We start from the raw sequence: 1823 nt of genomic DNA on the forward strand, positions 1-1823 counted from the left end.
CCCCCCCCCCCCCCCCCCCCCCCCCCCCCCCCCCCCCCCCCCCCCCCCCCCCCCCCCCCCCCCCCCCCCCCGGGGGGCGGGCCCCCCCCCCCCCCCCCCCCCCCCCCGGAACGCGGCGGGACAGGATCACCCTTCCCTGTCCCTCTGGTGCGGCTCTCGATCTACCGAGTGGCTGCCAGGTTCTCGTGCCACCAGTGGTCCCGACCCGCAACCCAGCGGATCGGAAGCCCCAGCCGGTGCACCACCAGCACAGCTTCTACCTCGGAACATCCCGCCAGCGCCCGGTCGAGCGCAGTCTTCAACCCGTACGCCCGCCCGCCCCGTAGCACCCCATCTACGGTCACGAGCACACGTGCACCGGACTCCCTGATCCGCTCGCGCAGTGCCCCCACTGGTTCCCCCATGGGCAGCGAGACACGGGACGCGTCGAGACGGCCGCAGGCGAGCGTGGTGACCACCGACTCCGGCACCAGCGGCAGCATGACCGCCACCTGGTCGCCGGAACCCACGCCAAGCTCGGTCAGCATGCTTGACGCGCGGGTCGCCTGGTCGAGGAGTTGCTTATGGGTGAACTCCTCGGCCCGCCCCTGTTCGCCGACCCAACGCAACGCCACCGGCTCACTCGGGCCACCTGATACGGCCCCCGGCGCAGTCGCGGCGACGGAGCGGGTAGCGGCGGCCAGTGCGATGGTGTCAGATACGGCGAACATGAGAAGAGCGTCGCCCACTTGCGTTGACGTCCCATCAACGAACGCTAGACGCGCACGTCAAGTGGGTCGCAGACGTTCGTCACACCCGGGTCGACACGGAGTTCCGCCCTCCGCCGGGCCGGTGCGAGGGGACTCGACGCCCCGCCGGAACGTTGCACGCCGGGCCGAGACGCCCTCCGTTCAACCTTGGTCGCCCCTCGCGCACCCGCGCCCCTCCCCATCGGGGCTGCGAGCACGGGCAGCCCCCGGCACCGTACTCGGCGACCGCCCCGGGCGACCGACCGCCCCGCAAGAGACTGCCACAGCGTCAAGCCCCGACCACGCCCAACACACTTCATCTACAAGACCGTTGGACCTCCGCAAGGCCACGGCAGCGCGCTCCGCCTGTGCGGACGGGGTACAGCTCCCGCGTACCCGCGGCCCACCGACCGACGCGTGATACGCATGGCCCCATGGCTGACGCAGACGAGGCAACCGGACAAGAGGGCGCCCGCCCGCTGGACCCGGCCCCGCGGCCCGGTCCGCGGAACGCCCTGACCGACGTGGCGGGCCTGCGCGTCGGGCACGCACAGCGGTGCGGATCGGGCTGGCTGACCGGAACCACCGTGGTGCTCGCGCCCGAGGGTGGCGCAGTGGCCGCGGTCGACGTACGGGGCGGCGGCCCCGGCACCCGGGAGACCGATGCGCTCGACCCGCGGAACCTGGTCCAGCACGTGGAGGCCCTCGTACTGACCGGCGGCAGCGCCTTCGGCCTGGACGCGGCCTCCGGGGTGCTGGCGTGGCTCGAAGACCAGGGCCGCGGCTTCCGGGTCGGGCCCCCCCCCCCCCCCGGCGTACCCGTCGTCCCGGCCCCCCCCCCGGTGGGCGTGGGGGGGGGGGGGGGGGGGGGGGGCCCCCCGCCGCGGGGGGGGGTGGGGGGGCGCCCCCCCCCCCCGCGCCAGGTCGTACCGGTCGTCCCGGCCGCCGCCCTGTTCGACTTGGGGCGCGGCGGTGACTGGCGGGCCAGGCCGGATGCGGCGCTCGGCAGGGAGGCAGCCGCCGCCGCCGAGCACGGCAGACCCGGTGGCGCGGCGCGGGGCCACGTATGGGCCGGCGCGGGGGCGGGGCGCGGGG

2 protein-coding genes are annotated in these 1823 nt (G+C 76.0%); one reads left to right on the plus strand and one right to left on the minus strand.

Annotation, left to right across the window (positions count from 1 at the left end):
- Positions 1–161: 161 nt before the first annotated feature.
- Positions 162–710 carry an AMP-binding protein gene (locus AAHZ94_RS33550; protein WP_349997473.1) on the minus strand — a complete coding sequence of 183 codons (549 nt, stop codon included), beginning with the start codon at positions 708–710 and terminating at the stop codon, positions 162–164.
- Positions 711–1162: 452 nt separating this feature from the next.
- Here AAHZ94_RS33550 and AAHZ94_RS33555 point away from each other — a divergent pair.
- Positions 1163–1823, plus strand: a 661-nt coding sequence (locus AAHZ94_RS33555; RefSeq protein ID WP_349997474.1) for a P1 family peptidase, incomplete at its 3' end; no start/stop codon positions are given.

It is taken from the genome of Streptomyces sp. HSW2009 (assembly GCF_040240285.1).
Lineage (GTDB): Bacteria > Actinomycetota > Actinomycetes > Streptomycetales > Streptomycetaceae > Streptomyces.

Excerpts from the sequence above, each read along its gene's own strand:
- AAHZ94_RS33550 (WP_349997473.1), bottom strand. The coding sequence starts at position 710 with ATGTTCGCCGTATCTGACACCATCGCACTGGCCGCCGCTACCCGCTCC.